The sequence below is a fragment of the Endozoicomonas sp. G2_1 genome, from assembly GCF_017744155.1.
GTDB lineage: Bacteria > Pseudomonadota > Gammaproteobacteria > Enterobacterales > Alteromonadaceae > JAGHQT01.
Map to the genome: position 1 here is coordinate 1 of NZ_JAGHQT010000024.1, position 24,563 is coordinate 24,563.

A 24,563-nucleotide genomic window follows, 5' to 3' on the forward strand; every position below is an offset into this window, starting at 1 on the left:
TTAAGTGAAGCGAGAAAAATGGTCGAGGAATCAGTTGTTATCTATAATCAACGAAGGCCACACATGGCCTTAAAATACAAAACGCCCGATGAAGTACATCGAGCGTTTTAGCGTAAATAGTGTCAACTTATACTAGGACAACACATATTTACTGAATATTAGAATGATACTTTAAATTCAGCACCAACAAAGCGACCTTCATTGATAATCGCAGCATTGTTGGTAAAGTCGACACCACCAATGGCTTGAACTTCATCAGTAATATTGCGAACAAATAGAGCAACTTCATAGGTATACTCATCTGGGTACCAAATGTAACCCGTGCGTAAGCCACCTTCTAACAAAGAATCACCGGTAAATTCAACCGAACGATACAAGAAGAAATCAATCTCATCACGATACGACCAATCGGTGTAAATGTAGAACTCTGAGGCATCAAACTCTTTGGTGTAACGAGCCGTTAAGTTAGCAATCCACTCAGGTGCGTGTGGTAAGTTATTTCCGCCAATACGCGCAAACGTTGTACCACCTGCGACCAACGTTGGGTCTGTCACTGTACATGAAGCACAAACTGGAACAGATAGCGAATCATCTTTTAATTCTGTATTGTTGTAACTTACTGACGCTGTTACAAATAGCTCATCAGTAACAATAAATTCAGAATCAATTTCAAAACCGTAACCAACGGTTTCATCTGCGTTAACTAAACGAGCAGTATTACTATCACCCCCAACAGAGGTCAATTGTTGATCATCCATGGTGTAATAAAACACAGAGGCATTAACACGCCCTTCACCGTCTAAAATATCGCTCTTAATACCCGTTTCAAAAGACAAAATTGTCTCGCTGTCAGCAATAGAAATACCGTCACCAAACGCGAACAATGAACGACCTTGAATGCTTGGTGCGCGGAAACTGTCAGCAACACGAGCAAATAAATTGATGTTATCTGAGTATTTGTAAGTAGCACTTAAGTCCCAGCTAACATGAGTATCACTTGGATTAGCCGTGCCGCGAACATTGTCCGGTGCACCTAAAAATGCCAATGGACTTTGCGTACGCTCTGAGCTGTACTCTTTGTCATCGTCTGAATAACGAAGGCCTAAGGTCACCGCTAGTTTTTCTGATACGTCGTAGTCAAATGAGCCAAATAACGCCCACGCAGTTGTTTCTTGCTCTTGAACAACAAAACCATTTTGCTGACCGCCAGTAAACAAGCTGTCATACGCAAAACTCTGGATAGTTAAGTCTTCGTTAAAGTAAAATGCACCCACTTGATAATTGAAATCACCAGTAAAGTTACTCGCTAAACGAATCTCTTGCGTGATTTGATCGTGATCTGGGATCGCATCAGCGGTTTCAGAGCTCAAATTAATTACGCCTGGGCCGCTTGATGGGAAGTTTGGCGGACAACCAAAGCCGTTACAACCAAAACCACCGTCGACGTCAGCACGAGAAAAAATTTCAGCACTTTCCCAACCTGTGATTGAAGTCACAGTGTGTTCGCCAAGATCAAGTTCTAATTTTAAACTGGCGCCTTGGGTTTCAACTTCTTGAGTTGCACGGCTTGCAGCATCGTGTTGCACGCGATCTTCGTCAAAGCCAGCAACTAAATTGTTAGTGCCCGTTGCAATAGCATTTGCGCGAAATGGCACTGGTTCGCCATCTAAGTCGCGAGCGTGGTAATTGAATAACGCGTTGAAGTCATCACCCTCGTATAAAAACTGAATGCGATAAGCGCGATCAGTGTAGCCACCTAAAACGTCATTTTGTTCAAAACCAGGAGCAACGTTGTCAATAAAGTTATCGCGATCTTGATTTAAAAATGAAACACGAGCAGAAAGCTTATCGGTTAAACCTCCACCTACAGCACCACGCAAATCTGAAGTATTGTCACTACCGTATGAAAGTGACGCAAAGCCTTCAAATACTTGACTTGGCTTAACTGAATCAAATTTGATTAAGCCAGCTGGCGTGTTGCGACCAAACAAGGTACCTTGTGGGCCGCGAAGCGCTTCAACACGTTCAACATCAAATACCGGGAAACCTTTTAAAATAGGGTTTTCTTGTACAACTTCGTCAACAATCAATGAAACTGGTTGAGAGGCATTTAAATCAAAGTCAGAGTTACCTAGACCACGCATATAAAAGCGCGGAAATGTGCGACCAAACGACGATTCAACAGATAAGCTCGGGATACGCGCATTCATAAAGCGAATATCTTTAGCTGCAGAGCTAAAGGCATCTAAGTTATCACCTTGAAGCGCAGAAACTGATACAGGAACTTCCTGAACGTTCTCAACGCGCTTACGAGCCGTAACTTCAATCACCTCAAGTTTTTTATCTGCAGCTGGTGCTTGCTCGGCAAAAGCAAATTGTGGTGTTGCCATAGCACTGCTAACCAATGCTACTTTTATTGCCGAAGACAATAGTGATGGCTTGTTTTTCATGTTATCTCCAAGAGTGTACTAACTATGCCACGCTGTGCGTGGCTATTTTTTATTAGATACTCATTCAACTTCAAAATATGTGATTTCAGCGTTATCGCAGGAGCTTAATATCAAGGCGCAGCTAGCAGGAATGGTCTCCCCCTTTCAATTAGCTGCAACGATGAAAGTAAGTTCCTGCGAAACGCCCGAGGGGTTGGTTTAAAAACGATTTATACGGCGTTATTGATTTTAACAAGGGAATAACCATTCTTTGCAATCAATGCCTTGTCTAAATCGTTTTTAATGCCAACTGAAACTCGCATTTTGAGGCTGACTGAGTATGCCACTAGCGCACTATTATTATTTTATTTGCGCTAAAAAACTCTCGCCATAATCCATTGACGGTAATTTAAACAAATCTGCAATCGTTTGGCCGATATCGGCAAACGTTTTGCGTTCCCCTAAATTAACTGACTCGATATTGTGGTGATAGGCTAATACTGGCACGTATTCACGAGTGTGGTCATTGCCTGGCCAAGTTGGATCACAACCGTGATCTGCGGTCAAAAATAGTACGTCGTCATCTTTCATTGCGGCGAATATTTCTGGCAGGCGGCTGTCAAAATGCTCAAGTTCTTTACCATAACCAATCGGGTCTCTGCGATGCCCAAAGTCTTGGTCAAAGTTTACCAGGTTAGTAAAGATTAGACAGTTGTCTTCTGCCTTGTTGATGTGCTCAATAGTGGCGTCCATCAAAGCATCAAGACCTGTGGCCTTTGTTTTTACCTTAATACCTTGGTGTGCGTATATATCAGCTATTTTACCTACACTAATGACAGTACCACCGGCTTGGTCTAACTTATCCAACACGGTTGGTGCTGGTGGTAAAATAGCATAATCACGACGATTACCGGTGCGAGTAAAATCGCTCGCATCGTTGCCAACAAATGGTCGGGCAATAACACGACCAATATTCATACCTTCTAGCACTTCTCGAACAGTTTCACAGTACTTGTACAAGTTCTCTAAACCAAAGCTCTCTTCATGAGCTGCGACCTGAAACACGCTATCTGCTGAGGTGTAACAAATAGGCAAGCCTGTTTTCATGTGCTCTTCACCCAAACGGGCAATAATGTCAGTGCCTGAAGCATGGCAATTGGCCAACATACCTTCAATACCTGTTGCGCGGTTAATTTTGGCAATCAGCTCAGGTGAAAAACTGTTGGTTTTCTCGGTAAAATATCCCCAGTCAAACAATACTGGTACACCTGCCATTTCCCAGTGACCACTGGGTGTATCTTTACCCGTGCTGAGCTCTTGTGCATAGCCGTATGCACCTTGAGATGCCTGGTAACGCGTAACGGGTAATTCTTGCTTACCTGCTTCAGCGCAAGCGTTAACTAAGCCGAGGCCAGATAAATTGGGTAAGTCTAAAAGGGAATCTTGCTGCTGTTGATATTGCTGGGCAATATGGAGAAAAGTATTTGCACCTTGATCGCCAAACTGGTCAGCGTCTGGAGCACTGCCGATGCCAAAGCTATCGACCATTAAAATGATTGCTCGTGCCATTAAAAGCCTCTGTTGCGCCACGCTAAATTCGATAACTGGCGCGTATCTGATTTAAACGGGGCGGTATTCTACCTCTTAAAGGATACCAAGGCAAAATCTAAAGCGATAATCTGATACCATTCCGCATAAATAATTGACCGCTCAGAGCGCCGTGGGTGACATTAGAACAAACAAAATGAAAGAAAATATAGTTGCTCTACATTGAATTCATTTTGTGAAGTTATCATGGTACTCCATGCGCTCCCGTTGGGCGAGTTTTAAAGGCTTATATGCTGTGTTATTGATTTTAACAAGGGAATAACCATTCTTTGCAATCAATGCCTTGCCTCTAAGCCTTTAAATTCTCGCTGAGTGAACAATTATTTATACGGATTGGTATTACCAGCTCCTTAGGCGGTATTTGTATATTTTATTGACCATTCGTTCAATAAATTGCTATTGCGGTCACAACTGCTTTATAATAGCCGTAGTAATAGTATTGGTAAGTGTGGCTAATACCAATTTTTATTGGCGCACCCAAAAAACTAGTTTACGTTATGTCTTAATGAGCTTGGCTAATGTGTAAAGGCACTAAACCGAGTACATTGATGTTAGCACTATAAGCTAGTTGAATTATTTTAGTCGTATTTTTACCAACAATAATCAACATAAAAAGAAGTGTTCTCTTGTCTACATTAACTCAAAAACCAACTATTATCGCCATCGTTGGTGCTTCCGCTTCTGGAAAAACACTATTTGCCCAAACCATTTATGACGAATTATTACCTGAGCTTGGTGAGCATGGTATCTCAATCATTAAAGAAGATGCCTACTACAAAGATCAATCTCATATGCCGTTAGAAGAACGCGTAAAGACCAATTACGATCACCCTAACGCCTTTGAACACAGCTTATTGTCTCAGCATTTGCAGCAATTAACTGAAGGGACGCCGGTTGAGTCACCCGTCTATTGTTACAAGCAACACACTAGAACGAGTGAAACGCAAAAACTTTCTCCGAGCCGCATCATCTTAGTTGAAGGTATTCTATTATTATCTGACCCTGCACTAAGAGATTGCTTTGACATTAAAGTGTATATGGATACCCCACTTGATATCTGCTTAATTCGCCGTATTCAACGCGATACATTAGAGCGCGGTCGCAGTATCGAATCAATTACCGAGCAGTATTTGTCAACTGTTCGTCCTATGTACTACCAATACATTGAGCCGTCTAAGGTTCACGCTGACATTATTGTTACCCGCGGTGGCAAAAATCGCATGGCAATTGAAATGTTAAAAGCTAAAATACGTCAACTAACGGTTGATGGCCAAGAATAATCAATAACAAAAACGATAAAGAGCTTATATGGAACTAAATATTTTACGTTCATTAGGAGGCATCGCTGCGCTTCTAGTGATTGCGATATTGCTGTCAGATAAACGAAAAGCGATCAATTGGCGCACTGTCGGCTTGGCATTTGCTCTGCAATTATCGCTCGGTGCTTTTGTCCTTTACGTGCCATTCGGCAAAGACGTCTTAGCTTCTATCTCAGGTGGCGTTCAAAGTGTCATTGACAGCGCCAAAGACGGTATTAACTTCCTATTTGGTGGTTTGGGTACTGATGCTATGTTTGAAAATGGCGTTGGTTTTGTCTTTGCTATCCGAGTACTACCCGTCATTATTTTCTTTTCATCGCTTATCGCCGTACTTTATCACCTAAACATCATGCAATGGGTGGTCAAAGTATTAGGGGGAGGTTTACAAAAGCTGTTAAAAACATCGAAACCAGAATCTCTTTCGGCAACCGCCAATATTTTTGTCGGTCAAACTGAAGCTCCCTTAATCGTTAAGCCATTTATCGCCCATATGACTCGCTCAGAGTTATTTGCCATCATGGTTGGCGGTTTAGCCTCTGTTGCGGGTTCTGTGCTTGCGGGTTATGCAGGTTTAGGTGTCGAATTAAAGTACCTTATCGCCGCGTCTTTTATGGCGGCTCCTGGTGGTTTGTTGATGGCTAAATTACTTTACCCTGAAACGGAAACCCCTAAAACCGATGCTGAACTCGCCAGTGCCGAAATGGAACAAACTAAATCAGCAAACGTTATCGACGCAGCAGCATCTGGTGCCGCATCGGGATTGAAACTTGCCGCTAATGTCGGCGCTATGCTTTTGGCATTTATCGCCCTTATTGCACTACTTAATAGCTTAGTCGGCGGTGTTGCCAGTATCTTCGGGTACGATCATGTCACCATTCAATGGTTATTGGGTTATTTATTTGCACCAGTAGCATTTTTAATTGGCATACCTGCTGATGAAATGTTGCAAGCAGGCAGCTTTATCGGCCAAAAGATTGTCGTCAATGAATTTTATGCCTACGTTAATTTCGTCGAGATTAAAGACTCACTATCTGCTGGCAGCCAAGCCATTATTACTTTTGCCCTCTGTGGCTTTGCCAACTTGTCTTCGATAGCGATCTTACTCGGTGGCATTGGTTCAATGGCGCCGTCGCGACGCACAGACATTGCTCAGCTTGGTATGCGCGCAGTGCTTGCCGCAACGTTAGCGAACTTAATGAGCGCAGCAATCGCAGGCTTGTTTATCGCCCTTTAGCCTATACCTAGGCTTCCCCACCTGATAACACCTGCCCGATATAGCCACCAGTCAAGTTACCTGGTGGCAATTAACAAATTTAGGATTAATTATGAATCACACATCAGATACCAAAGCACTCAATATAAAAGATTATGCTCAACAAGCTCTGTTGATGATGGACTTAACCAGTTTGACCGACAGTGAAACTACCGATGAGATTAAAGCCTTATGTCAACAAGCTAAGTCTCCTGCCGGTAATACCGCAGCAATCTGTATCTACCCTCGTTTTATTCCTATGGCTAAAAAATTCTTAGCCGAACAAGGCACTGCCGAGGTAAAAATTGCAACAGTCACTAACTTCCCTCATGGCGGCGATGACATTGCCATAGCAGTTGCTGAAACGAAGGCAGCGGTCGCTTATGGCGCTGACGAAGTCGATGTGGTATTTCCTTACAATGCGTTAAAGCAAGGTAATACGGACATTGGCTTTGAACTAATTAAAGCATGTAAAGCTGCTTGTGGCGATAATGTTCAATTAAAAGTCATCATAGAATCAGGCGAACTTGCCACTGATAGTTTGATAAAACAAGCCAGTGAATTATCAATTAAAGCTGGCGCTGATTTTATTAAGACATCAACCGGCAAAGTCTCTGTAAATGCTACGCCTGAAGCGGCGAAAATCATGCTTAGCGCAATTAAAGAGCACGCACCTCACGTTGGTTTTAAACCAGCAGGCGGAGTAAAAAGTGCAGAAGATGCGAAGGTTTACCTAGATATGGCAACAGAAATACTTGGCAGCGAATGGTTAACTAAAGCTCGTTTTCGCTTTGGTGCAAGCAGTTTGTTAGCAAATCTACTTAATACACTTGGCCACCAAACAGAAAAGCAAGCAACAACGAGTTACTAAACCTCAATCATAATAATAAGCTAACCAAGCGATATCAGAGGCGGCAATGGCACAACTATACTTTTATTATTCAGCAATGAATGCGGGCAAATCTACCCATTTACTGCAATCGTCATACAATTACCAAGAGCGCGGTATGAATACGCTAATTTATACTGCAACTATTGACGATAGGTTTGCCAAAGGTAAAGTATCTTCAAGGCTCGGTATTCACGCAGATGCCAAATTATTTGATCAAACAACGGCGCTCTATCACGATGTTGAACAATATCACAGTGCCCTGCCGCTGAGTTGCTTATTAATTGATGAAGCTCAATTTCTAACCAGCGAGCAGGTCAAACAACTTAGCGATATCGTTGATAATTTAAATATTCCAGTGTTAGCTTATGGTTTAAGAACAGATTTTTTAGGCCAAACCTTTGAAGGCAGCGCTGCTCTGTTGGCGTGGGCAGATAAGTTAGTCGAGCTAAAAACAATTTGTCACTGTGGTAAAAAAGCTAACTTTGTTGTTCGACTTGACGAATCAGGTAAAGCGGCGACCTCAGGTGACCAAATTGAAGTTGGTGGTAACGAGCGTTATGAGTCGCTTTGCCGCAAGCACTTTAAAAAACTCGTTTGGTAAATCAAGCGTCCACAAATTAGAGAAGATTAGAGACCGTAATGACTGTATATGCAAGTAAACATCCATTGGTGGCACATAAAATTAGTTTATTGCGCGACAACGACATTTCTGTCAAAAAGTTTCGCGAGTTAACGGCAGAGATTGCCAGTGTGCTGACCATGGAAGCAACTCATGATCTCAAGCTTACCGAAGCGCCAATTAATTGCTGGTCAGGTCAAATAACCGGACCAACTCTGGCAGATAAACAACCAACGTTTGTGCCGATTTTAAGAGCTGGCTTAGGCATGCTTGACGGTGGCTTAGCTATGTTACCCAGCGCTAAAATCAGCGTTGTCGGTATCGCCAGAAACGAGCAAACCCTTGAAGCAGAAAGTTACTATCAAAATATTGTCAGTGACATTGCGGAGCGCACAGCATTAATTATTGATCCAATGTTAGCCACTGGCGGAAGTGCCATTGCAACGATTGACTTACTTAAGGAATCAGGCTGCCAGAAGATCAAAGCGTTATTTATGGTCGCGGCACCAGAGGGTATTGAAAAGCTGAGCAAGGCTCATCCTGATGTCGACCTCCACATCGCGGCCATTGACCAAAAGCTCAATGAGCAAGGTTACATTTTACCAGGCTTAGGCGATGCTGGTGATAAAATTTTCGGTACGCTTTAGCTACAAATAATAGTTAGTAATAATTCTCCTATATTATTACCGACAAAAAAGGGCACCTATTGGGTGCCCTTTTTCTTACTCAAGATAGTCATTATCCAATAGTTTTATAAATAACGGGATCTTGTTCTGGCTTTTGCTCATCAAAGCTCAGTGCAGTGAGATATTGCTCAGTCGCTCTATTCGCTTCATCTTCGGTACGTGCGTGAACTCTAGCGACAACATCGCCACTGTTAATTTCAGTACCAACAGGCACAATTTGGTCGAAACCAACCGTGTGATCAACAGCTTGGTCATTAGCAACACGGCCACCACCAAGTTCCACGACGGACATACCAATATCAAATGTTTGCATTGCTGAAATGAAACCTGTACGCGGTGCCACGATATCTTTGACGACATTTGCCGTTTGCATTGACTGCCATGGCGTTTCGACAAAGTTTTTAGGGCCACCTAGGGCAAAGATCATTTGGTCAAACTGTTCTGCAGCTTTGCCTGAGCTTAATACGTTATTGATCTGTTGTTCAGCATCTTGCTCTGAACTTGCAAGCCCAGTGTTGATCAACATTGCTTTTGCCAAACTGACAACGACTTGATGAAGTCTTGGCTCAAGGTAATCGCCGCGCAGGTATAGCGCCGTTTCTACCATTTCAAGCGCATTACCGGCAGTGTTACCAAGCACTTGATTCATATCGGTAATAATAGCTTGAGTTTTAACACCGGCACCATTGGCAACATCAACAATACTTTGTGCCAGCGCGGTCGCATCAGTCAAACTATTCATCATAGCACCGTTACCCACTTTAACATCCATGACTAACGCATCTAAACCCGCAGCCAACTTCTTGGATAAAATAGACGCCGTAATCAAAGGGATAGACTCAACCGTTGCAGTAACATCGCGAATACCATAAAGGCGTTTATCTGCTGGAGCCAAATTAGCCGTTTGCGAAATAATTGCCATTTGTTGCTTGGCAACAATCTCTTTGAAGTGCTCTATACTCGGCTGGACATTGAAGCCGGCAATACTTTCGAGTTTATCGGCAGTACCACCTGTGTGGCCCAAGCCACGACCTGAAATCATCGGCACATAGGCACCACAAGCGCCAACAATAGCGGCAAGCATAAAACTTACTTTATCGCCAACACCACCGGTTGAATGTTTGTCAACCACAGGACCGTCAACATTGAACTGGTCTTGGCCGCGCCATGTTAAGGTTTCGCCGGAATTCATCATCGCTTTAGTTAAAGCAACGGTCTCTTCGACTTTCATTCCTTGTTGGAAAATTGCCATCGCCATCGCACCGACTTGAGCATCGTTAAAATAACCAGACACTAAGCCATCGACAAACGTTTGAATTTGTTCACTAGAAAGCTGTTCGCCGTTGCGCTTAGCTCTTATTATTTCTTGGGGTAAAAACATGAAATTCCTTATAGTTTACATAATTAGCGTTATGCACAACGCCATTGTCATGTCTAAAAAAAGATTAGTCGTTTAAAAATTCAGGCGTAAACGCATCGGGCAGTAATTCGGTCACCGTCCATGATTTTTGCTGTCCAAGATGATTACTGGCAATCACCTTCGCATTTGCTGGCAAAAACTCGCTGATCACTTGACGGCACGCGCCACAAGGTGGAGTTAAGCGCTCTTCTTCTGTGTATATCACGATAGTTGTTAACTTTTTATCGCCATTAACAACTGCCTGGCCAATACTGTTGCGCTCAGCGCAAACCGTTAAACCATACGAAGCGTTTTCAACATTACAACCTGGGTAAATATTGCCTCTTTCACTAAGAGATGCAGCGCCAACATGAAAATTACTATAAGGCGCGTGGGCGTTGTTATACGCCACTTTTGCGCTAGCGATTAACTCGGTTAATTGTTGATCACTTGCTGCTTGATTCGTTTCATTATCAATTTTAGACATAATTACATTCTAATATTTTTGTCTCGTCGCCACTTTTTCTGACTTTTTGTGATTATCTAAAGCTGTAAATACTAGCTTTATTCATGTACTAATTTAGGTAGCTGGTTAGTTATATCGTAATGAGCAATTGAGAATAATAAACACAAAAAATTATTCCCACCACACAAATTGACCATATGGTCAGACTTTTAATTCTAACCTATTTTCTCTAAAAGAAAAGTAAATTTGCCAATAACTTTGAATAAAAATTAACGATAAAAAAACCCCGCTCTAGAGCGGGGTTTTTGACAATTAAATGACAGTTACATTAGAACTTGTATTTAACACCAACTTTGATCTTCCAAGAAGATTGGTCTAGGTCTAGTGAGAAAGAGTCATCGCGTACGCCAGTAATTACGTAACGACCTTGGTCGTCAATGTTTGTATCGTACAAGCGCAATGTACCGAAGTCACTATCTTCAACTTTACCTTGTGAGCTATCGATAAAGTTCAGGAAGTTATCGAATACAAAGTAGATTTCGCCTTTGTGGCCATCGAGAATACCTGGAATTTCTTGACGGAAGCTCAAGTCTAACGTGTTAACCCAAGGAGTTGTAACAGAGTTCTTAGGTGCATAACCACCAGCATATGAAGATAAGCCTGCTGCATCAATCGTCGCTAGTACTTCAGCTTCAGTTACACCGTCATAAACAACATTGGCATCGCCTGCTGTTGGGATGTATGGTAGGAAGTTACCATTGTCAAAGCCCGGGCTAAGCGTATCGCGGAATAAGCTGCGGTTTCTGTTAAGTACATAAGATACTGGCTGACCAGAACGACGCTCGAAGAACACGTTGAAGTTAGTTTCATAACCTTCAAAGAACTCAGTTTTGTAACCGAAGTTAAATACGAATCTGTGTTCAATTTCAAAGCGGCCCGTACCTAAGTGATCTGCAGCCACGTTACGGTTAACAGCTGGCGAGAAACGGTAGTTACTGCGCGCTGTAGAACTTGTTCCAGGGTTAGCTTCTGTGATGTCTTGGTTCGTGTATGAGAAGTTCCAAGAAACACCGTTGTCGTAGTACTTGCTTAAGCTAGTAGCGAAGATCTTAGAACGACCACCATCATCAGCATTTGTTAATAACAAGTCATAACGGTTGTCATCATCTCTGTACAAGATACGGCCGCCGTCAGCTGTTCTGCCTAAGATATCAGACTCTTGCAATGACGCATCACGCCAGAATGCTGTATCTTTACGATCGATGTATAAAAACTCGTTAGTCCACTGAACATCTTCACCCAATACAGGAATATCAATTAATGAATCAACAGCTAAACGGTAACGCCAATCGTTTGGTAACTTAAAGTTAGGATCTGTTAGTGAAACATTACCATTGCTTTGAGCGTTTTCAATGGCAGCACTTGCTTCTGGAAGAATATTAGTAATCGCGTTTGCAGGAACTACTACGTCGTCAGCACTAAAGAAGCCACTAGTTACACCATTTTCAGAGTACGCATTTGATACCCATACATTTGGCTGACCACCAGTGTAACGACCTACGCCACCTTTAATGGTCACGTCTTCATTAACTTCATACTTGAAGCCAAAACGAGGTAAAACAATGTCTAAACCGTCAAGGTTTTCAGTATTGTCGATACCAGTACGGTTTAATGAATTTTGGTTAAATGGTGGTTTGTCGTCAGAACCTAAACGCTCATAACGAAGACCAAAAGTTAACGTTAACTCATCTGAGTAATCCCAAGTATCTTGGATGTATAATGATAAAGTTTCACGTTGGAAGATAGCACTTGCTGCCGCTGGGTTGTTACCAGTACCGTTTGAGTATTCATAACTTGATGCACGGCGATTACGGAAATCTTCAATGCTATCAAATTCAAGCACACCTAATGAGCCTGGAACAAAAACGTTAGCAATTGAAAGTTCTTGGTACTCTACACCGAACTCAACACTGTGGAAATCGAATAAGTATTCTGCATCTACTTTTAAGATTTCTGTTTCAGTGTCTAAGGTGTTTGCTTGACGGAAACGGTCAGTACCAAAGGCAATACGACCACCCGACGGTAAGTTATCAATAGTTACATCAGCACTTTGACCAAATGAATTTTGACGGTTTTCAACGTCTTTATTGGTGTAGCTAATTTCAGTTGAGAAACTATCAGTCCAATCAGAGTATAACTTAACACTGTAGTTGTTTAGCGTTTCACTAACGTTGTACCACTGAGAAGAAAGTCTAAGTTCGCTATCTCTGTCAGTAAGGTTACGCGTTCTGTTACCTTCGTTGAACTGGTATGTAAACGCAGCACGGTGAAAATCGTTAATATTCCAGTCAATTTTTGCTACCCACTTTTCATCTTCTTCAAGTGGAGAACCTGTTGGAGAGCCGATTTGCTCATCTGTTAGACCGTATACTGAACGTGCGATATCAGTGATTTGTTGAACTTCAGCCAAAGTAGCATCAGTTTCGTTAGCAGCACCTGAGCCTGCAGCACCCCATTCTAAAGTTTGCGGAGCTTCAAAGAATTCGTAGGCGGCGAAGAAGAACAACTTATCTTCAATAATCGCGCCACCTAAATGTGCACCGTAAGTTTTCTCGTCGATTTCAACTTCGATATCACGGCCGTTATCACGAACATCACCGATACCACCTAAGCCATCAGACAAGCGCTCGTAGAAGAAACCACCAGTGAATTCGTTAGTACCTGATTTAAGTACCGCATTTACCAAACCACCAGAAAAGCCTGATACTTTGGCGTCAAAAGGAACTGTATCGACTGTTACTTGATCAAGTGCATCAAATGGGAGCGGAGAACGCTGAGTTGGGTAACCACCGTCATTCAAACCAAAGTCATCGTTTTGGCTGATACCATCAACAGTAATACTGTTGAAACGCGGGTTTGAACCTGCAATAGTGATTGGTGCTGAGCTACCAGGTAAAATAGAGACTAATGGGTTAGCTCGAATTACATCTTTAACGTCACGCGTTAAACTAGCTGCGTTTTGGATTGCTTCTTCACCAAAGTAGCTGCTACCAGCTGATGAGGTAAATGCAGCGGCACTCGCTGTTACTACAATCTTTTCAACTTGGTCAGCTTCTAATTGCGCATTTAAGCGTTCAGTTTCACCAAGTTGTAAAAATAGATCTGTAATTTCTTGATCTTGGTACTCGTCAGAGTCGATTGTCACTTTGTAAGGACCACCGACACGTAAGCCTTTCGCTTGGAAACCACCTAGCGAGTTAGTTGTTACGGTTTTCTTTGTACCTGATGGTAAATGGGTAATAACAATTTTAGTACCCGCTGCTGGTTGACCTTGAGGAGTAGTAATTACACCTCTAACGCCTGATGACGTTTCGTCAGCAAATGCAGCTGTTGATAAACCAAGTGCTACAACTAACGCACCTGCTACTTGGGAAAGACGATGAGTTTTCATCATTAAGTTCCTTTGTGTTTCATGTTTTGTGTTTATTTTGCGCATTACTATGCAATGCAATAAAGCGTCTAATTTTATAACCAGTTAATTAGAACATTTTTTTATTACATTTTGATTACATTCTAAACCAAGCAAAAAAAATACGCATCGAAAATTTATACTTAAAGCAAAAATCTACACTTAAAGCGCTGTAAATAAAGAACTTATTTATGAACAAACAAATGTCCAATAAACACTTATTAACGACAATAAAATTTCATCTTCAACAGGTCAACTGATTGACCAGATGCACCATTGTTTATTAACCGTTCGGTCAAACAACAAATACAAACTCGAATAGTTGTTTCCAAATCAAGCAAATACTGGTTAAATAAAAACCAAGCCATTTTCATTAGCTAACAAAAATAATTAATTAGGCAAACTAACGGTATACAAACACTATATTGCAGTTAGAATAATGCCCTAATTGATTGGCACTAGCCGATAATATATGACCAATATTAGAACGACTTAGCACTAACTAAGTCATAACATAGATTAGGTATGTGATCGATGGATGAAGTGATTGAACCCAATAATAATAAACCGAATGAACCTGCGCCAAAACAGCAAAATAAGCAAGAGATAAACCGTCTACTGAGCCAAGAAAAAATTATCAATGCAGCCCAGCAAGAGTTTATTACTCATGGCTACAAAGGTGCAACGGTGCAGTCAATCGCTGACCGAGCTGAATTACCCAAGGCTAATGTACTCTATTACTTCAAAAACAAAGAAAACATTTATCACGCGGTTTTGCAAAAAACCCTTGATATGTGGGATGACGGTATCGGCGATATAGATATTAATGATGGCCCTAGAGTGGCGTTAGAAAAATTCATCAATTCTAAAATCGATATGTCGTTTGCCAATCCGAGCGCATCTAAAATCTACGCGATGGAAATTATTCAAGGGGCACCTCAATTAAACGAATATGCCCGCACCTATCAAAGAAAATGGGTTCGAGAAAAGGCTAAAATATTTCAACACTGGATTGACAATGGCGAAATGGCTGATGTTGACCCAGAAAACCTAATCTATCTTATTTGGTCGACTACGCAACATTATGCTGATTTCGAAACACAAATTCTGACCATTAAAAACCAGCGCGAATACGAGCAAGAAGATATCGACAAAGTAAAAAGCTTTTTGCTCGATTTCATCTTGCGAGGCTGCAAGCTTAAATAAATAGCAACACAAATAAACGAATGAACAAAAAAATCTCACTATTTTCTCTTAGCCTGCTCGCTGCAGGCTGTAGTATTGAAAACACTGGCCAATTAGCGAGTGACACCATGACGACTGAATCCGTTAAAACGCAAACGATTAAAGTCGCAACGTTTAATGTCAGTATGGAAGCACTAAATTATTTGCCCTATGACCCAACGCGAAAAACACTTGCTCAAGGCCCAGAGTTAATCACTGCGTTAAGAAGCAATCGTCAGCAAATTAAAAATATTGCTGAAATTATTCAACGAACAAATCCAGATATTATATTACTCAATGAATTTGATCGCAGTGATGACTTTGCACAGTCCCTAAAGATTTTTAAAGAGCAATACCTCGCCGTTAGCCAAAATGGGCAAGCGCCTATCGAATTTCCATACAGCTACCAAGGACCCGTAAACACAGGTGTAAAAGCGCCTTTTGATTTCAATAACAATCAAATCAAAGGTGAATTACCTGCTGACACCTATGGTTTTGGTCACTTTGCCGGACATTTTGGCATGGTCTTGTTGTCAAAGTACCCAATAAACCAAAAGCAAATCAGAACTTTTCAACAGTTTAAATGGCAAGATATGCCAGGCGCACTTGAGCCAGTTGAACCATCAACCAATCAGCCTTGGTACAATAAAGAGGCGTGGCAAAACTTTCGACTGTCGTCAAAATCTCATTGGGATATTCCAGTTAATGTCGATGGCAAGCTCGTTCACATTCTCGCCAGCCATCCAACACCGCCAGTTTTTGATGGTCCAGAGGACCGAAATGGCAAGCGTAATCACGACGAAATACGTTTTTGGCGTGATTATTTAAATGGCGAACAAGCTAGCTATATCTACGACGATAAAAACCAATACGGCGGCCTAGAAAACGATCAAGCATTCGTCATTTTAGGGGATTTGAACGCTTCAGCTGACGAAGGCGACGCCATCAATAGCTCTATTGCGGCACTAATTAACCACACCAAAATACAAGACGCTAAACCGAGCAGTTTGGGTGGTGTCGCGAGTGATAAGAAAAATAGCCCGTTTGCTCAGTATCACACGGCCCATTGGGGTATGCGAGCAGACTACGTATTGCCATCAAAAGTTGGTTTTACCATTAAAGACTCTGGCATTTTTTGGCCCGAGCCGAGCGATGAAGGCTTCCGCTTAGTCAAAGACCGACAAGCCTCTTCCGATCACCGTTTGGTTTGGTTAGAACTCACCTTAGAAAATAAATAATTCACTTTACTTGGAACTTACATGAAAAAAATAATTTCTGGTATCGCGTTAGCCATAAGCCCACTTATTGCTTTTGGCCACGGTTCAGCCGCACATTCAGTAACGCCTAAAAACGTCATCATGGTTGTGGCTGATGGTATGGGGCCAGTATACCCTACCGCATACCGTTTATTTAAAGATGATCCAAAAACACCGGTTATCGAAGAAACCGTATTCGATAGACATTTAGTTGGTACCGCAACTACATACCCAGCACCAGTATCTGGTTATGTTACTGACTCTGCTGCAGCAGCGACTGCCCTCTCCTCAGGCATTAAAACATACAATGGCGCCATTGGTTTAGACGCTGATAAAAAGCTAGTGAAAACCGTGTTAGAGTATGCCAACGAGCAAAATAAGAAAACTGGTATGGTGGTAACCTCGCAAATTAACCACGCGACACCAGCTTCTTACATCGCCCACAATGAGTATCGTCGTAACTACAATGCAATTGCCGATACTTATTTAGACGATAGTGGCCAGCTAAAAGCTGATATCGTCCTTGGTGGCGGCTGGCAGTACTTTATTCGCGATGATCGCAACATTGTCGCTGAACACCAAAAAGCGGGTGGCTTTTACTTAGATAATACAGATCAGCTTACTCAACTACCTAAAGGGAAAAAGGTGCTCGGCCTTTTTGCCGATGTTGGTTTACCTTGGGCGTTAGACGATAAAAACCCACATCGTCTTGTCGATATGACCAAAGCGGCGATCAAGCACCTAGAAAACCCGAACGGTTATTTCATGTTAGTTGAAGCGAGCCAAGTTGACTGGGCAGGCCATAGTAACGATGTCGCATCAGCAATGGCTGAAATGGATGACTTAGCTCAAACCATGAAGTACCTTGAACAATATGTTCAAGCGCACCCAGACACATTAGTAGTACTTACCGCAGACCACAACACTGGTGGTTTTAGTATTGGTGCCAATGGTGAATACGCATGGCGACCTGCAATATTAAAAACCATGACTCAATCGGCTCATACCATTGCTGAAAAGTTAGCGGCTGAAACCATTACTGCTAAAAAAGTCAGTGAGTTACTTAATGTTAACGTCACCAAAGACGAAACAGCTAAGTTAGTTGCAGCAAAAATTTCAGGCCAAGAAGCCGTTGCAGCGTATAAACAATTGACGCCAGAGCAACAAAAGAAACAACGCGCGCCAAGTGTCCAAGCGAGCCTTTACAAAGCAGTCAAAAAATTGATTGATGTCCGCACTAATACTGGTTGGACAACGGGTGGTCACACAGGTGTCGATGTTAACGTTTACGCATTTGGCCATAGCAAAGATAAATTTGCTGGCAACATTGATAACACAGATATTGCCAAGAAAATCTTTAAATTACTCAAATAACAAAAATTTTATTAGCTAGATTAAATTAGGGCAATCCATGATGGATTGCCCTAATTATTTGCATCACAGCCATTTATTATTTCAGGCTCCCCTGCTTCACCAGCTTTCGGTAAGCTTATTGCTCACCAGCACCAGCTGCCAACCTTGAAATCTTCTCCCTCGCCTTTGCCAACGCGCTATCAGCAATCTCGGCGCTCATATTAAGCCCTTCGGCATAAACAAACTCGATGTCGGTCACGCCCATTAATCCCCAAACGCTCTTTAAGTAAGCTGTTTGACTATCGTGCTCTGAGCCTTGGTATTGACCCCCTCGAGCGGCTAAAACGATGACTTTTTTACCCAAGACTAAGCCTTTGGGCCCAGCTTCGGAATAACTGAAGGTTTTACCTGCACGGGAAATACGATCAATGTAAGCTTTAAAAACCGACGGCACACCAAGGTTGTACAATGGCATACCAAGTACAATTGTGTCGTGGTCAAATAATTCGTCGAGTAAATCGTCAGAAAGTGCGGCGAGCTCTGCTTGCTCTGCTGTGCGCAGTTTAGCGTCAGTCATCCAAGCTTGCATTTCTGGTCCCGATAAATGGGGCAAGTTATCTGACACTAAGTCGCGCACATTGACCTTTGCATCGCTATCATTAGCTTTAAGCACTTTAATAAATGTTTCAGTCAATTGATTTGACTGACTTTGCTCACCACTAATACCGCTATTAATCACTAATACCTTGTTCATTCTATTTACCTCTACATCAGTTAGCCGTTCAATTATCTTGAGAAACACTATAACAACCGATTAAATAGAATTGAATTAGTAAAAATCGACTTAAACATTCTAATTATTAGAACAATAGAAAGGATTCTTTGTCTATTGACAGACGATAGCGGGAAAATTTAGAGTAGCATCACCAATATTTATACATCTGGTGAAATTATCTTTATTCTTAAATGGTGTCATCACATTATTGATCGCATTTTGTTTACTGCGGTATTTGTCATCGGTGTCCAACTACCCAATTTTATTCAACAATACAGTCAGCGCTTAGCAGGCCATTTAGCTGAAGCACAAGACCAACTCAGCCAATACCAAGTGATTGCGAATTTGCACTTCGATGGTTCCCTGAAAAAACTGGTTGCACGCTACCAAGCTAATCCCGATCCAGCAATCAACGAAATAGCCGTTATTGTCGACACGCTACAAAACAGAGTATCAGTGCTCGAACTGCAATATCAAAAAATTAGTCAAACTGACTACCTCGAACAGTTAATTGCATTAGCGCAGCACCTAAACAGAGAAATAGCAGGTGCGACTATTGATACTTTTGCGCCAGCACTGCCGCTAACGATTGAAGCGCTCGTGACTGGCGCAATATTGGCATTGTGTTTTAGCGCCTTGTTTTCAGGCTGTGGCTACTCCATTAACCGGCTATTTAATAAAAGGCTAACAGGTAAATCATCATCAATGACATAGCTAGCAGAAAACGCTGCACCCTAATTATAGAGTTAAAATAAAAAATGGCTGCAACTGCAGCCATTTTTTATGCTCAAATATCGCGCTCAACTAGTCGGCGTTACCGTCTTCAACGCGGCTTTTCAGTTTTTGACCGGGTCTAAAGGTAACAACTCGACGGGCAGAAATAGGGATATCTTCGCCAGTTTTTGGGTTACGACCAGGACGCTCTCCTTTAGTCCGTAAATCAAAATTACCGAACCCTGAAAGTTTCACTTGCTCTCCACTTTCAAGTGTCTCACGTATTTCTTCAAAAAATACTTCAACCATATCCTTTGCGTCGCGTTTACTTAACCCGACTTTTTCGCACAAATGCTCTGCTACTTCTGCTTTGGTTAGCGCCATTGATTAGTTCCTCAGCGATGCGTCTAATTCTTGTTCTAAGGTATCAACCACTCGATCAACTACTTCGTTGATTTCTTTTTCTTCAAGCGTTTTCTCATTATCTTGCAAAATCATCGCAATGGCTAAACTCTTGAAACCCGGTTCGATACCTTTACCTTGGTATACATCGAACAAGTTTAGATCAACTAAATATTTTCCGCCAACCTTTTCAATAAGTTGTAGCACATTTTTTGCGCTAATTTCGTCTTTAACGATAACCGCAATATCTCTTCGGTTCGACGGGAACTTAGAAACATCCTGCGCTTGCGGTATTTTTTGGCTTAAAATTGGCTCAACAGCGAGTTCAAACACTAAAGTACGGCCATTTAAGCCTAATTTGCGCTCTAACTCTGGATGAAGTGCACCAACATAGCCGACTAAGCGCTCGCCTTGGTAAATCGCGGCAGTTTGACCTGGGTGTAAAGCACTCACTTCAGCTTTACTAAACTCAAAGCCCGCGCTATCAGCAGTAACAGAAAGTAGAGCTTCAACATCGCCTTTAATGTCGTAGAAATCTGAAGCAGCTTTTTCTAAGGTCCAATGCTCTTGATTGCGTTGACCACTAATAACACCAGCAATCATCGCTTCTTGGCGCACGCCATTTTCAGCACTTTGATCAGGAATAAAACGCAAACCGGTTTCAAATAAACGAACGCGCGCTTGTTGACGGTTTTGATTGTAAGTTACCGACTGTAACAAACCCGTCCACAAACTCACTCGCATCACAGACATTTCTGAAGAAATCGGGTGTGGTAGTGTCATTACCTCTTGTTCTGGGTGCAATAAGCTTTGAACTTTAGGATCAACAAAACTATAGGTAATCGCTTCTTGATAACCGCGATTGATCAAAGTTTGACGAAGCTTACTGAGCGGTAGCTGGCTCTCTTTATGCGTTCGCATGGTCAAACTAGCCGTAGGAGAAACATTTGGAATATTGTTGTAACCAAAAATTCGCGCAACTTCTTCAATCAAATCAACTTCAATTGAAATGTCAAAACGATAAGCAGGCACGCTGACTTGCCAAACACAGTCTTGTCCATTCGCTGAAAAGTCTACGGTAAAACCCAAACGGGTTAATATTTCATTAACTTTGTCATCTTCGATGTGCAAACCGATACGAGCGTCAAGTTTTGCGCGGCGCAGGCTCACTTGCTTAGCCGCTGGCACGTGTTCTTTGTGCTCTGCTTCTACTACTGGGCCTGCTTGGCCGCCAACAATAGACAATAGTAATTCAGTCGCTCGTTCAATCGCTTGACGTTGTAGTGTTGGATCAACGCCGCGCTCGTAGCGATGTGAAGCGTCTGTGTGTAGACCGTACTGACGGGCTTTACCTAAAATCGCTAGTGGTGCAAAAAACGCACTTTCTAGGAAAATGTCTTTTGACTCAGCGCTTACGCCTGAGTGTAAACCACCGAAAATACCCGCCATTGCTAATGCTTTATTGTCATCGGCAATCACTAGCGTTTCGGTTGATAGTGTCACTTCATTTTCGTCAAGTAAGACAAGTTTTTCATCTTTGTTGGCAAAACGAACATTAATACCGCCATCGATCTTCGCCAAGTCGAATGCATGCATCGGATGACCAAGCTCAAGTAAAACATAGTTGGTGACATCAACTACCGGGTCAATTGAACGAACACCACAACGGCGAAGCTTTTCGACCATCCAAAGTGGTGTTGTTGCATTTACGTCGATATTTTTGATCACGCGACCAAAATAGCGCGGACACGCTTGACCAGCGTCAATATTAATGGCAATCGCATCATCAATGGTAGGCTCAACAGGATTGGTCTCAACAGCATTAACGGCCAGACTGTTTAATACGCCCACTTCACGAGCTAAACCTTTAATACCTAGACAGTCGCCGCGGTTTGCGGTTAAATCAACGTCGATAGTGACGTCGTTTAAGTCGAGATAGTCGCGAATGTCAGTACCAATTGGCGCGTCTTGTGGCAATTCAATAATACCATCTGAACTTTCCTCTAAGCCAAGCTCAGATTCAGAGCACAACATGCCAAACGACGGTTGACCACGCAGCTTGGCCTTTTTGATTTTAAAGTTGCCCGGCAGTACAGCACCAACCATAGCAACGGCTACTTTTAAACCTTGACGACAGTTTTTAGCACCACAAACAATATCGATTAACTCGCCATCTTCACTGGCACTACCCACATTAATTTTGGTGACTTGTAATTTGTCGGCATCAGGGTGTTGACCACATTCAACAACTTCACCAACGACTACACCCGTAAATTCGCCAGCAACTGGGTCCACGGCGTCAACTTCTAAACCCGCCATAGTAATTTGATGAGCCAGTTCAGCCGAGCTAATCTCTGGGTTAACCCACTCACGTAACCAAGATTCACTAAATTTCATTTTTTACTCGCCCTACTTAAACTGTTTCAATAAACGAAGATCATTTTCAAAGAATGAACGCAAATCGTTGACGCCGTAACGCAACATGGTCAAGCGCTCAACGCCCATACCGAAGGCAAAGCCAGTGTATTCTTCTGGGTCAATCCCCACTGAGCGCAATACGTTTGGATGAACCATGCCACAGCCAAGGACTTCCAACCACTTGCCATTTTTACCCATCACATCAACTTCTGCTGACGGCTCGGTAAATGGGAAATAAGAAGGACGGAAACGAATTTCTAAATCTTCTTCAAAGAAGTTGTGTAAAAAGTCGTGCAAAATACCTTTTAAATGGGTAAAGCTAACATTTTTATCAACCATCAAACCTTCAACCTGATGAAACATCGGTGTGTGAGTTTGGTCGTAGTCATTGCGATACACTTTGCCCGGAGAAATAATGCGAAGCGGCGGCTTTTCAGCTTCCATCGTGCGAATTTGAACACCAGATGTTTGTGTTCTAAGCACTAATTTAGGATTGAAGTAAAAAGTATCGTGATCCTGACGGGCAGGATGATGCTCAGGAATATTCAAGGCATCAAAGTTGTGAAAATCGTCTTCCACTTCTGGGCCTGATTTAACACTGAAACCCAACTCACCAAAAAAACTTTCAATGCGCTCAATAGTGCGAGTGACAGGGTGTAAGCCACCTAGTTCATTGGTATTACCCGGTAAAGTAACATCAATAGACTCTGCTGCAAGTTTCGCGTTAATTTCAGCAGTGCGTAATGCTTCACCTTTTTCATTAAGCAGCTTTTGTACTTGTTGCTTAGCTTGGTTAATAATTTGACCAGCTTTTGGTTTTTCTTCTTTTGGTAGTTTACTCAACCCTTTCATTTGTTCGGTGAATAAACCTTTTTTACCTAAAAAGTTGACGCGTACGGCATCTAGCGCCGCAGGATCGGTCGCAGCAGCAACAGCTTGTTCTGCTTGCAAAATAATGTCGTCTAAATTCATGAGTTCCTCAAAAGCTTCGCACTTACGGTAACAGCAATAGCCAAATAATAAGCAACGATTAACGCTAGTTAGACTGATTTCAGTTGATAAAATGACGGTCGATTTTACACAAAAATATCAACGAAATGTAGAGAAAATATGACTTTTCAACAAACTAATAATGATTTTATCGCATTACATCGATAATTAGCGTTTGTTAAACTAAACTTGTTGTTAAGCACTTTAACTTTTAGTGCTACTAACTACACAACCAATAACGGACTGCCGAGCAAGGGTTAGCGCGATGACAATACCTAACAGCACCAAGTATCAAGACGCTCAACGCGAACGCAGGCAATCTAGCCCCGATAAGCAAGCGCTGTGGGCAAGGCTTTCTATCTCACAAAGGTTGTCTGCCACCAATTTGAGTCACTTTGGCTACGAACTCATGTTTATTAGGCATACCGATGATGGCGGCTTAGCAATATTTCTTTGTGGTCAGAGTATTGCCACGATTAATGTCGATGGCGATATCGACAGCGCTCCTGATATACAAATAAGATAGCCAGTTTTATCGCTCGCCTTATCCGTGTTAGAATATCGCTTCTGCTCGTGTCGAGCGTTAATTTCCCTGATTTAAATAAATAGGTAGCTTTGTGACCAACAATGATATTTTGCGCCGCTTGCGTTATAGCTTCAATTTCAACGACGACAAAATGCGCGCCATTTTTGCTCTTGCCGACCTTCGCGTGACTCAAGCGTCGGTTGCTGCATGGCTAAAGAAAGACAACGAGCAAGGCTACCAAACGTTAACTGATCAACAACTCGCTCATTTTTTAAACGGATTAATCACAGAGAAACGCGGTAAGAAAGATGGACCTCAGCCAATTGCCGAAAAGCGTTTAAACAACAACCTTATTCTGACTAAGCTTAAAATAGCCCTAAACTTAAAGGCTGAGGAAATTATCGACTTACTTAAATCAGTTGATTTTAACCTGAGCAAAGCGGAACTAAGCGCCCTATTTCGCCGGCCTGATCACCAACACTTTAGAGAATGTAAAGACCAAATCTTGCGCAACTTTTTAAAGAGTCTTCAACAAAAGTTGCGTCCAAGCATTGAAACTTCATCAGGACAAAAGCCAAGTAAAGCAAAAGCAAGTCGCGCTAATACTGATAAAAAAATTAACAAGAACTCGGCTCGTCCTAACGCCAGTAAAATCTATCACAACCCCAACGCCAATAAAGCACCAACAGAGCAAAGTGATAACAAACCACGTAAAACGCTAAAACTAAAACCCGAACAAATTTGGGGTAAGTAAAAAGCGGTATCC

21 protein-coding genes are annotated in these 24,563 nt (G+C 42.2%); 12 read left to right on the forward strand and 9 right to left on the reverse strand.

Features of this window, described 5'->3' with window-relative positions:
* Positions 1-111: integrase core domain-containing protein (locus J7384_RS17985; RefSeq protein ID WP_209115968.1), on the forward strand; the 111-nt coding region annotated here is incomplete at its 5' end.
* A gap of 47 nt (positions 112-158) precedes the next feature.
* Here J7384_RS17985 and J7384_RS17990 read toward each other — a convergent pair.
* Positions 159-2,450 carry a TonB-dependent receptor gene (locus J7384_RS17990; RefSeq protein WP_209115931.1) on the reverse strand — a complete coding sequence of 764 codons (2,292 nt, stop codon included), beginning with the start codon at positions 2,448-2,450 and terminating at the stop codon, positions 159-161.
* A 339-nt stretch (positions 2,451-2,789) separates the two neighbouring features.
* Entirely contained in the window at positions 2,790-3,998 is a 1,209-nt protein-coding gene (locus tag J7384_RS17995; RefSeq protein ID WP_209115932.1) for a phosphopentomutase, read from the reverse strand.
* Between the two features lie 665 nt (positions 3,999-4,663).
* Between J7384_RS17995 and udk the strand changes: the two genes are divergently transcribed.
* The 5 genes from udk to upp all read left to right on the forward strand — a co-directional run bounded on the left by udk (position 4,664) and on the right by upp (position 8,766).
* Positions 4,664-5,317: a uridine kinase gene (udk, locus tag J7384_RS18000; RefSeq protein ID WP_209115933.1), complete on the forward strand. Its 654-nt coding sequence runs from the start codon at positions 4,664-4,666 to the stop codon at positions 5,315-5,317.
* Between the two features lie 28 nt (positions 5,318-5,345).
* A complete protein-coding gene (locus tag J7384_RS18005; RefSeq protein WP_209115934.1) occupies positions 5,346-6,590 on the forward strand; it encodes a NupC/NupG family nucleoside CNT transporter in 1,245 nt (414 codons plus the stop codon).
* Positions 6,591-6,681: 91 nt separating this feature from the next.
* Positions 6,682-7,479, forward strand: coding sequence for a deoxyribose-phosphate aldolase (gene deoC / locus J7384_RS18010; protein WP_209115935.1), 798 nt, complete (start codon positions 6,682-6,684; stop codon positions 7,477-7,479).
* A gap of 46 nt (positions 7,480-7,525) precedes the next feature.
* Complete coding sequence (locus tag J7384_RS18015) at positions 7,526-8,101, forward strand: thymidine kinase (RefSeq protein ID WP_209115936.1); 576 nt, start codon at positions 7,526-7,528, stop codon at positions 8,099-8,101.
* Positions 8,102-8,139: 38 nt separating this feature from the next.
* Positions 8,140-8,766: a uracil phosphoribosyltransferase gene (gene upp / locus J7384_RS18020; RefSeq protein ID WP_209115937.1), complete on the forward strand. Its 627-nt coding sequence runs from the start codon at positions 8,140-8,142 to the stop codon at positions 8,764-8,766.
* A gap of 91 nt (positions 8,767-8,857) precedes the next feature.
* On the opposite strand, the gene deoA is transcribed toward upp, so the two are convergent.
* From deoA to J7384_RS18035, 3 genes are all read right to left on the reverse strand, one after another.
* Complete coding sequence (gene deoA / locus J7384_RS18025; RefSeq protein ID WP_209115938.1) at positions 8,858-10,186, reverse strand: thymidine phosphorylase; 1,329 nt, start codon at positions 10,184-10,186, stop codon at positions 8,858-8,860.
* Positions 10,187-10,250: 64 nt separating this feature from the next.
* Positions 10,251-10,691, reverse strand: coding sequence for a cytidine deaminase (locus J7384_RS18030; protein ID WP_209115939.1), 441 nt, complete (start codon positions 10,689-10,691; stop codon positions 10,251-10,253).
* A gap of 307 nt (positions 10,692-10,998) precedes the next feature.
* Entirely contained in the window at positions 10,999-14,124 is a 3,126-nt protein-coding gene (locus J7384_RS18035) for a TonB-dependent receptor (RefSeq protein ID WP_209115940.1), read from the reverse strand.
* A 549-nt stretch (positions 14,125-14,673) separates the two neighbouring features.
* Between J7384_RS18035 and J7384_RS18040 the strand changes: the two genes are divergently transcribed.
* Genes J7384_RS18040 through J7384_RS18050 form a run of 3 tightly spaced genes read left to right on the forward strand, consistent with a single transcriptional unit; the run spans position 14,674 to position 17,993 of the window.
* Positions 14,674-15,345: a TetR family transcriptional regulator C-terminal domain-containing protein gene (locus J7384_RS18040; protein WP_209115941.1), complete on the forward strand. Its 672-nt coding sequence runs from the start codon at positions 14,674-14,676 to the stop codon at positions 15,343-15,345.
* 20 nt (positions 15,346-15,365) lie between these two features.
* A complete protein-coding gene (locus tag J7384_RS18045; RefSeq protein ID WP_209115942.1) occupies positions 15,366-16,601 on the forward strand; it encodes an endonuclease/exonuclease/phosphatase family protein in 1,236 nt (411 codons plus the stop codon).
* Between the two features lie 21 nt (positions 16,602-16,622).
* Positions 16,623-17,993: an alkaline phosphatase gene (locus J7384_RS18050; RefSeq protein WP_209115943.1), complete on the forward strand. Its 1,371-nt coding sequence runs from the start codon at positions 16,623-16,625 to the stop codon at positions 17,991-17,993.
* A 115-nt stretch (positions 17,994-18,108) separates the two neighbouring features.
* On the opposite strand, the gene J7384_RS18055 is transcribed toward J7384_RS18050, so the two are convergent.
* Positions 18,109-18,726, reverse strand: coding sequence for an NAD(P)H-dependent oxidoreductase (locus J7384_RS18055; RefSeq protein ID WP_209115944.1), 618 nt, complete (start codon positions 18,724-18,726; stop codon positions 18,109-18,111).
* A 237-nt stretch (positions 18,727-18,963) separates the two neighbouring features.
* Here J7384_RS18055 and J7384_RS18060 point away from each other — a divergent pair, with 237 nt between their 5' ends.
* The gene (locus J7384_RS18060; protein WP_348523889.1) at positions 18,964-19,461 is read left to right on the forward strand and encodes a DUF2937 family protein; all 498 of its coding nucleotides are present in this window, start codon (positions 18,964-18,966) and stop codon (positions 19,459-19,461) included.
* A 90-nt stretch (positions 19,462-19,551) separates the two neighbouring features.
* On the opposite strand, the gene J7384_RS18065 is transcribed toward J7384_RS18060, so the two are convergent.
* The 3 genes from J7384_RS18065 to pheS are packed head-to-tail and all read right to left on the reverse strand — an operon-like array spanning position 19,552 to position 23,253.
* Positions 19,552-19,845 (reverse strand): integration host factor subunit alpha, encoded by a 294-nt coding sequence (locus J7384_RS18065; RefSeq protein ID WP_209115946.1) that lies wholly within the window; start codon positions 19,843-19,845, stop codon positions 19,552-19,554.
* 3 nt (positions 19,846-19,848) lie between these two features.
* Positions 19,849-22,260, reverse strand: coding sequence for a phenylalanine--tRNA ligase subunit beta (pheT, locus tag J7384_RS18070; protein WP_209115947.1), 2,412 nt, complete (start codon positions 22,258-22,260; stop codon positions 19,849-19,851).
* 12 nt (positions 22,261-22,272) lie between these two features.
* A complete protein-coding gene (pheS, locus tag J7384_RS18075) occupies positions 22,273-23,253 on the reverse strand; it encodes a phenylalanine--tRNA ligase subunit alpha (protein ID WP_209115948.1) in 981 nt (326 codons plus the stop codon).
* A gap of 283 nt (positions 23,254-23,536) precedes the next feature.
* On the opposite strand from pheS, the gene J7384_RS18080 reads away from it, so the two are divergent.
* Positions 23,537-23,797, forward strand: coding sequence for a hypothetical protein (locus J7384_RS18080; protein ID WP_209115949.1), 261 nt, complete (start codon positions 23,537-23,539; stop codon positions 23,795-23,797).
* A 91-nt stretch (positions 23,798-23,888) separates the two neighbouring features.
* Positions 23,889-24,551, forward strand: coding sequence for a DUF1456 family protein (locus tag J7384_RS19475; protein WP_209115950.1), 663 nt, complete (start codon positions 23,889-23,891; stop codon positions 24,549-24,551).
* Positions 24,552-24,563 lie beyond the last annotated feature (12 nt).

Excerpts from the sequence above, each read along its gene's own strand:
- J7384_RS17990 (WP_209115931.1), bottom strand. The coding sequence starts at position 2,450 with ATGAAAAACAAGCCATCACTATTGTCTTCGGCAATAAAAGTAGCATTG.
- J7384_RS17995 (WP_209115932.1), bottom strand. The coding sequence starts at position 3,998 with ATGGCACGAGCAATCATTTTAATGGTCGATAGCTTTGGCATCGGCAGT.
- J7384_RS18005 (WP_209115934.1), top strand. The coding sequence starts at position 5,346 with ATGGAACTAAATATTTTACGTTCATTAGGAGGCATCGCTGCGCTTCTA.
- deoC (WP_209115935.1), top strand. The coding sequence starts at position 6,682 with ATGAATCACACATCAGATACCAAAGCACTCAATATAAAAGATTATGCT.
- J7384_RS18015 (WP_209115936.1), top strand. The coding sequence starts at position 7,526 with ATGGCACAACTATACTTTTATTATTCAGCAATGAATGCGGGCAAATCT.
- upp (WP_209115937.1), top strand. The coding sequence starts at position 8,140 with ATGACTGTATATGCAAGTAAACATCCATTGGTGGCACATAAAATTAGT.
- deoA (WP_209115938.1), bottom strand. The coding sequence starts at position 10,186 with ATGTTTTTACCCCAAGAAATAATAAGAGCTAAGCGCAACGGCGAACAG.
- J7384_RS18030 (WP_209115939.1), bottom strand. The coding sequence starts at position 10,691 with ATGTCTAAAATTGATAATGAAACGAATCAAGCAGCAAGTGATCAACAA.
- J7384_RS18035 (WP_209115940.1), bottom strand. The coding sequence starts at position 14,124 with ATGATGAAAACTCATCGTCTTTCCCAAGTAGCAGGTGCGTTAGTTGTA.
- J7384_RS18040 (WP_209115941.1), top strand. The coding sequence starts at position 14,674 with ATGGATGAAGTGATTGAACCCAATAATAATAAACCGAATGAACCTGCG.
- J7384_RS18045 (WP_209115942.1), top strand. The coding sequence starts at position 15,366 with ATGAACAAAAAAATCTCACTATTTTCTCTTAGCCTGCTCGCTGCAGGC.
- J7384_RS18050 (WP_209115943.1), top strand. The coding sequence starts at position 16,623 with ATGAAAAAAATAATTTCTGGTATCGCGTTAGCCATAAGCCCACTTATT.
- J7384_RS18055 (WP_209115944.1), bottom strand. The coding sequence starts at position 18,726 with ATGAACAAGGTATTAGTGATTAATAGCGGTATTAGTGGTGAGCAAAGT.
- J7384_RS18065 (WP_209115946.1), bottom strand. The coding sequence starts at position 19,845 with ATGGCGCTAACCAAAGCAGAAGTAGCAGAGCATTTGTGCGAAAAAGTC.
- pheT (WP_209115947.1), bottom strand. The coding sequence starts at position 22,260 with ATGAAATTTAGTGAATCTTGGTTACGTGAGTGGGTTAACCCAGAGATT.
- pheS (WP_209115948.1), bottom strand. The coding sequence starts at position 23,253 with ATGAATTTAGACGACATTATTTTGCAAGCAGAACAAGCTGTTGCTGCT.
- J7384_RS18080 (WP_209115949.1), top strand. The coding sequence starts at position 23,537 with ATGACAATACCTAACAGCACCAAGTATCAAGACGCTCAACGCGAACGC.